The 7009-nt window shown below is 62.5% G+C and carries 8 protein-coding genes; 5 read left to right on the forward strand and 3 right to left on the reverse strand.

All coding sequences use genetic code 11. The annotated features are described in order from the left end of the window. Positions 1 to 183: 183 nt before the first annotated feature. The 5 genes from AWB68_RS41405 to AWB68_RS41425 all read left to right on the forward strand — a co-directional run bounded on the left by AWB68_RS41405 (position 184) and on the right by AWB68_RS41425 (position 3251). Positions 184 to 663, forward strand: a complete 480-nt coding sequence (locus AWB68_RS41405) for an SRPBCC family protein (protein ID WP_200828945.1) — start codon at positions 184 to 186, stop codon at positions 661 to 663. Positions 664 to 673: 10 nt separating this feature from the next. After that, positions 674 to 1789, forward strand: a complete 1116-nt coding sequence (locus AWB68_RS41410) for an alpha/beta fold hydrolase (RefSeq protein ID WP_087649942.1) — start codon at positions 674 to 676, stop codon at positions 1787 to 1789. Between the two features lie 94 nt (positions 1790 to 1883). Next, complete coding sequence (locus tag AWB68_RS41415) at positions 1884 to 2207, forward strand: hypothetical protein (RefSeq protein ID WP_087649943.1); 324 nt, start codon at positions 1884 to 1886, stop codon at positions 2205 to 2207. A 22-nt stretch (positions 2208 to 2229) separates the two neighbouring features. Next, a complete protein-coding gene (locus AWB68_RS41420; RefSeq protein WP_087649944.1) occupies positions 2230 to 2601 on the forward strand; it encodes a VOC family protein in 372 nt (123 codons plus the stop codon). Positions 2602 to 2999: 398 nt separating this feature from the next. Next, positions 3000 to 3251 carry a hypothetical protein gene (locus tag AWB68_RS41425; RefSeq protein ID WP_087649945.1) on the forward strand — a complete coding sequence of 84 codons (252 nt, stop codon included), beginning with the start codon at positions 3000 to 3002 and terminating at the stop codon, positions 3249 to 3251. A 21-nt stretch (positions 3252 to 3272) separates the two neighbouring features. Here the strand turns inward: AWB68_RS41425 and AWB68_RS41430 are convergent, their stop codons facing one another. The 3 genes from AWB68_RS41430 to treA all read right to left on the reverse strand — a co-directional run bounded on the left by AWB68_RS41430 (position 3273) and on the right by treA (position 5990). After that, positions 3273 to 3896 (reverse strand): J domain-containing protein, encoded by a 624-nt coding sequence (locus AWB68_RS41430; protein WP_087649946.1) that lies wholly within the window; start codon positions 3894 to 3896, stop codon positions 3273 to 3275. A 113-nt stretch (positions 3897 to 4009) separates the two neighbouring features. Continuing rightward, positions 4010 to 4336, reverse strand: a complete 327-nt coding sequence (locus AWB68_RS41435) for a hypothetical protein (RefSeq protein WP_235028802.1) — start codon at positions 4334 to 4336, stop codon at positions 4010 to 4012. Positions 4337 to 4355: 19 nt separating this feature from the next. Further along, positions 4356 to 5990 carry an alpha,alpha-trehalase TreA gene (gene treA / locus AWB68_RS41440; RefSeq protein WP_087649948.1) on the reverse strand — a complete coding sequence of 545 codons (1635 nt, stop codon included), beginning with the start codon at positions 5988 to 5990 and terminating at the stop codon, positions 4356 to 4358. Positions 5991 to 7009 lie beyond the last annotated feature (1019 nt).

The following is a 7009-nucleotide window of genomic DNA, read 5'->3' on the forward strand; positions in this document are numbered from 1 at the left end:
TGCTTTCTTTGCTTACTTTCTTTGCAGCAGCAAAGAAAGTGAGTCCCGCCCCGGACAGGGGCAGAGCTAATAAACCAGAAACAAAACAAGTTCCATAGAAGCGCAAAAACATCAAACGGCGTCCCCCCCGAACCCACCCCAAGCGCCAGCGATCACCCATCCCCACGGAGGCAATTCGTGCCTATAACAGAATACCGGTTCTCAACCGTCTGGCACCTCGATGCGCCCGTCCCCCGCGTATGGGACACCATCCACGATGCAAAGCGCTGGCCCGAATGGTGGAAGAACGTCGAGCGCACGATCGAACTGAGCCACGGCGACCCCGACGGTATCGGCGCGCTCCATCGCTATGTGTGGAAGGGCGTGCTGCCGTATCGCATCGTCCTCGACATGCGCATCACGCGCGTCGAGCCAATGAAAGCCCTCGAAGGCGAAGCGAGTGGCATGGTCGAAGGCATCGGTCGCTGGCACTTCTCCCCGCTCGACGACGGCACGCAGGTTCGCTACGACTGGCACGTGCGCACGACAAAACCGTGGATGAACCTGCTCGCGCCGCTCGCACGGCCGCTCTTTCGCTGGAATCACGATGCAATCATGCGCGAAGGCGGCCTCGCGCTCGCGCGGCGCCTGAACGCGCGGCTGATTCGCATCGAGCAATGGTAGCGACTCCATCATGCATCGATATTTGCTCGCGTTCGTGTCGGCCTGCATCGCATCATTGGCCATTGCGCAGGCGCAACCCATCCTCGAACAAGCCGGCGATTTCGTCGCCAGTAACTTCAGGTTCGAAGACGGCTCGACGCTCGATCGGCTGACCCTGCACTACGTGACGCTCGGCACGCTACGCCGCGACGCCAACGGCCACGTCACGAACGCCGTGCTGTTGCTGCACGACACGACCGGTTCCAGCCGCACGTTCCTGTCGGCCGCGATGCGTCGCGAGTTGTTCGCGCCGGGCCAGCCGCTCGACGCGGTCCGCTACTTCACCGTCATCCCGGATGCAATCGGACATGGCGCGTCCAGCAAGCCAAGCGATGGCCTGCGCATGGCGTTCCCGCAATACGACGATGGCGATGCCGTGGCCGCGCAATATCTGCTCGTCACGCAGGGACTCGGCATCGATCATCTGCGGCTCGTGCTCGGCACGACGATGGGCGGCAGCGAAACGTGGCTCTGGGGTGAGCGCCATCCGCGCATGATGGACGCGCTGATGCCGATCGCGAGCCAGCCGGTCGCCGTCGCCGGGCGCAATGGCTTCTGGCGCCAGATGATCGTCACGGCGATCCGCCGCGACCCCGGCTGGCAGGACGGCCGCTACACCGATCCACCGCTCCAGTGGCTGCGCACGATGCCCGTCTTCACGCTGATGACGGGCAACCCCGCCCGCATGCAGGAACGCGCGCCCAACGCCGATACGGCCGCATGGTCCTACGATGTCTCCGTCTACAGCGCGCGCCAGTACGACGCGAATGACGTGCTCTACTGGTTCGAAGCGTCGCGCGGCTACGACCCGGAAGCGGCGCTTGGCAGCATCGAAGCGCCGCTCTTCGCCGTCAATTTCGCCGACGACGAAACCAATCCCGTGGCGCTCGGTGTCATGCAGCGCGTGATGCCGCGCCTCGCGCACGGACGGTTCGTCGAAGTGCCGGCGAGCGAGCGAACCTGGGGCGCTTCGACGATCGAGCACCCCGAAGTGTGGAAGCCTTATCTCGACGACTTGTTGCGTTCCCTGCCACCCGAGCCGAATCAGCCGAATCAGCCGATGGATTCGAAGCGGCAACAGGAGTAACGTTGTTTGCGGGCGAGCCGGCGCGCACCTCAGTCGCTCAACCTGCGTTCAACACACGCGTTCGATCCGCAAAATCAGCAACAAGGAGGCAGTCATGCCCGACGAACCTGCTCAATGGCACGTGTTTGAATATGAAGGCTTCGAAATCCATGTCCTGCCCCAGTTGAAAACCGCGCCGGAACACGCGCCGCCGCGCACGAGCGAACGTTACGTGTATATCGGCCACGTTTGCCGGCACGGCGCGAACGCGGATGCACCCGGCGAAGCCGTGCATTTTCATGCGGACGGCAACGACGAATTCAAGACCGCCGCCGATGCCGTCGACGACGCGCGGCACGTCGGGCGAAGCATCATCGACGGTACGCATCCGGATCTTTCGGTGCTGCCGCTCGTGTCGTCGCACCACCATCACGGATGATCACCCGGAACCCAAGCCGACGATGAACTCGCTGACCGAGCCGACCTTCGAAAGCCTGAGCGCCATCACGCTCGCCACCCAGGACATGCAGCGCGCGGTCCGCTTCTATCAGACGCTCGGTTTCAGGCTGCTGCACGGCGGTCCGAACGAGGCGTTCACGTCGTTCGCGGTGGGCGGATCGTTCCTCAACCTGATTGCGGAAACGCACGGTCCCATCAACTGGTGGGGCCGCGTGATCATCTACGTATCGGACGTCGATGCGCTGCATCGCAAGATGCTCGCGGCTGGCATCGAGCCGGCATTCGCTCCACGCGACGCTCCCTGGAACGAGCGCTACTTCCACGTCACCGATCCCGACGGACACGAACTCAGCTTCGCGCATCCGTTGAGCTAATGCGGCGCTGAACAAATAGCTGAAACTTGCCAAGGCTACATGGGGGCAAGGCCTTCCCACGATCCTGAAGGACTGCGCAGCGCAGCGCCAAGCCTTGGCGGCCCCGGGCACGAGTTTCGCTATATCTCCGTTAAGGGTCCATTACGGGCGCATGCTGCGACGATCGCGATTCATATGACCGTTTCCGTACAGACCCGTGCCTCGCCCAAGCCGATGCTGGAGGCACGCCTCAAGTGACACCCGACTGTTGCTATTTCGCCAAAACACGCACGCCGACCGAATTCAGGGCGTAGAGTTAAAGTGCTTTCTCAAGTGTTTGGTGCAACGCAGTAGCCGGATCGAATCACGCGCAACGTATTTGCGCAGGCGACAAAAAACCGGCCAGATGGAGAGTTGAAATGAAAAGCACGAGCGAGCGGTCCCTTCGATACCAAGTGGAAAAATGGCTGGCACTGGGTTCCGCGGCGTCGGTTCACGTGACGGAATTCAGCCGCACGAGGTCGGGGCACAGGCGTTATGTACGTGTCGAGACATCGCAACCGTCTGGAACGCGCTCGCTGTTCTTCTTCCGGCATGACGACGGCTTCTGGTGCGTGTTCCCGCCCGAGACCCAACGCGCGAAGATGCACGTCGAGCGGCTCGCGGCGTGAACGATCTGGTTAAAACCTTGGTTAAAACTTCAGGCCATTAAGGAACTGGAACCACAGCGCACCGAGATGATGTCCGTGCGGGGAAGCGGCAGCATCCTTCGACTCCGCCTCGACTTCCATCTCCTTCTCCTTTTGTTCCTCGGGTTCCTTCGGCTCTTCCTGTGCCGGTTCCGCGTCCTTTGCGAGTTCCGCCTGCCGTGAAGCATGCAGGGCGATCGCGCTATCCGCGATCTGGCCGGCGGCAAGCGGCTCGCACTGCTGTCCGAGCAGCACGCCAAAAACTACATCGCGGTTGTAGCCTTGGGTCGCAAAACGCATCGCGACCGCGACACGCTGTGCATATTCCTCTTCCGCCGCCGCTCGTGCGGCGGCTTCACGTTCGGCTTCCTCGGCTGCTTCCTGTTGCCTGCGCTCTTCGAAGCGACGCATCTCCTCGGCGAAGATCGCGTCGTAGACCTGCCGCTGCGCCGGGTCCGACAGAATGCCGTAGGCCTCCTTGATCTCCTGGAAAGCGGCGCGAGCGGTGTCTTCGCGACCGACATTGCGGTCCGGATGACAGCGCATCGCGGCCTTGCGGTATGCGCGCTTGATTTCGTCGTCGGTGGCGTGTTCGTGCACGCCCAGCGTTTCGTATAGTGTTGCCATCGTTACATTCGACCCGTGCACAATTCATATCGCGGACCATCGTAACATGGGAAAAATGCAATCTCGTGGCTTGCCGCTGGCGCTGGCGGCGGGCGTGTTTACGCCGCCAACAGCTAACGCTCCGTCATGCGCCGCACCCCCTCGGCGCCGAGCATGTCAAACACGGCGCGCGCCGCTGGCAACTGCCGGCGAATATGCAGCCTGATATTCACCACCGCGATTACAAACAGCACCCCCGTGACGATGAAATACTCGCGGCGAGCCGGCAAAACCCCATAACGTGTATGCGCGAACACGAGCGCCATCCACACGACGGCCGGGAAATGCAGTCCCCAATGCCGTTGCGCGAAGTGCCACGCCAGACGCCGCACGATTCGCTTCGAGCCGCGATCCAGACCGGCAAGCGGTTTCTTGCCAGCGCCGGCGGGTGAATGGTCCAACTCGACTCCCCGGCGCGGCTCACCCTCCGCCATACAGATCGAGCAATTGCAGCGTCACGCCGTTGGTCCAGCCGAAGCCGTCCTGCAACGGATATTCGCCCCCGCCGCCACCGCCCGTCCCCTCGCCTTCCACGATGTACTTCTCGACGAGCTTCTGCTGCGTCGCGTAGACATTCTTCACGTCAGCGAGAAAGCGCGTCCCTATCGGTTGCGCAAGATCGGCGCGCCCATAGCGCTTGAGCCCCTGCACTGCGATCCAGTGCAGCGGCGCCCAGCCGTTGGGCGCGTCCCATTGCTGCGTCGTGGTGAAGGTGGTCGTCGCGAGGCCGCCGGGCTTCAGCAGTTGCGCCTCGACCGCTTGCGCCGTCCGGTGCGCGCGATCGGGCCATGCGGCACCCGCGAAGAGCGGATAGAGCGCCGCCGCCGATACGTTGTCGCGCGGCTTCGCGAGCTGCCAGTCATAGTCGCCGTAGTAGCCGTTCTTGTTCCACAGGTACTTGTTGATGCCGAGCGCACGCTTCGCGGCACGCCCGACATACTCGCCGACGCAGCCAAAGTCGTGCGCCTCTCCGCAGCCGCGTGCGATCGTCGTTTCGAGGTGGAACATCAGGCTGTTCAGATCGACGGGGATGATCGACGTCGTGCGGATGGTCGTGAGCGTCTGGTTGTCGCCGAACCAGCGCGAGCTGAAGTCCCAGCCGCTTTCGGCCGCCGCGCGCAAGTCGCGGTACACGTCGTTCGGCGCGCGGCCCGACACCATCTTCGCGGTGTTGACGTCCTCGAGATACGACTCGTCGCGCGGTGTGTCGGACTCGTCCCAATAGCGGTTGAGCACCGTGCGATCGGGCAGCATCACGACGTTGCGCGTGGCGCCGCCGGGCGCGAGTGCGCTTGCGCCCTGCATCCAGTACGCGTATTCGCGGCGCATCTGCGGCAGGTACTTCTGATAGACGCGCCCGCCCTCCTTCTGCGCGGCCAGTTCGACCATGTACGAAAAGAACGGCGGCTGCGAGCGGCTCACGTAGTACGTGCGGTTGCCGTTGGGAATGTGGCCGATCGTGTCGATCAGGTACGCGAAGTTGTCGAGCATGTCGTCGACGAGGTCTTCGCGGCCGGCTTCCTGCAAGCCGAGCATCGTAAAATAGGTATCCCAGTAGTAGCCCTCGCGAAAGCGCCCGCCCGGCACGACGTAGGACTTCGGCATCGGGATCAGCGAACTGTTGGCGGGGACGCTCGTCGTCGTGCGCGTGAGCGCGGGCCAGAGCCAGTCGATATGCTCGCGCAGCGACTGGTTCGGCGGCGGCGTGATGACCTGGTCGACCGGCGGCGTGAAGTACTGCGCGACGAAAGCCGAGAGCGAAAAGCCCGGGGTGTTCTTCTGCTGCTCGTACAACTGGACGATGGCGGCCGGGTCGGCGTTGGGCGTCGCGTCGACGAAGGTCTTCTGATCGGGATAGATCTGCGCGGTCTGCACCGCGACGAAGAGGTCGCCGTAGAGGACGCTTGGCGGCGGCGGCAATGTCTGGCCGACCTGGGTATCGGCGTAGGCCGCGCAGATCGCGGCACCGGACAGAAGCAGCGCGTTAAGCGCGCGCGTAGCGGCCCGACGATACGTACCGGCCAGCCCAACGTGATGTTTCGACAGCACGACCATGGCTCCTCCTCGCAAGGGGTGATGAACCCTACTGGTCTCGCTCACGTTGCCGCTTCAGGAAAGCGCGGCGCCGGCGCCTCGTTCGGGCGCTCTATGGATGCTCGATGACTGCTCGCCGCGGAAGGATCGCACGAGGACCTTGCGGTTCGCAACCCTCAGATCAAGGCAATTGAAGGCACGCGCTCGCGATGGCCCGTCGTTTCAGGGCTTGCGATGAAATTGCCGCAGCGGGCACGCGTCCTGCGCCGCTGCGGCGCACCACGAGACAACCGACATGAACCCGCAACCCATACCCTCGATTCACGTTTCTTGCGGTTCCCGCTCTGGTTGCGGCGTTCGCTTTAGGAGCCTTGAGGGCGCTTGGGGTCGGGTTTCAACCGTTTGATGTGCTTGGGCTTCGATGAAACTTGTATTCGTTTTGGTTTATTAGCTCTGCCCCTGTCCGGGGCGGGACTCACTTTCTTTGCTGCTGCAAAGAAAGTAAGCAAAGAAAGCAGCTTTCAAACGCCAGCCCTAACCTGTCTTCACTCGCGCTTGAAACGGAGTGGTTCAACCGGGGGAGTGTCGTTAGCGGGGTTTCATCGTTGTTGGCATGTAGAAAAGGCGCGCACGTCGCACCGCTACACGGAGTGGAACAGCAGTCATTCATCCGTCTTGGCACTGCGTGCCCGACGACAGGTCTGCTGGTGGTGGTGGTGGTGGTGGTGAATTAAGGATGCGGCAAGCACGAACGAGCGATGTACCGATGGGTTTCTGTTTTACCTGACGGGCGAGCGCGAAGCGCGAGGCTGGATGTATGACTGCTGGTCCACTTCGTATTGCGGTGCGACGCGCGCGCCTTTTCTACATGCCAACAACGATGAAACCCCGCTAACGACACTCCCCCGGTTGGACCACTCCGAGGGAGCGGTCTGGAGGCGACCGGCAAGGATTGGCGTTGGGAAGCTGCTTTCTTTGCTTACTTGTATATTGTCCCTAGCGTTCGGAAACTGATCCTTTCTGTTCGCCGGAAGCGGTAG

The sequence above is a fragment of the Caballeronia choica genome (genome assembly GCF_001544535.1).
GTDB classification, from domain to species: domain Bacteria; phylum Pseudomonadota; class Gammaproteobacteria; order Burkholderiales; family Burkholderiaceae; genus Caballeronia; species Caballeronia choica.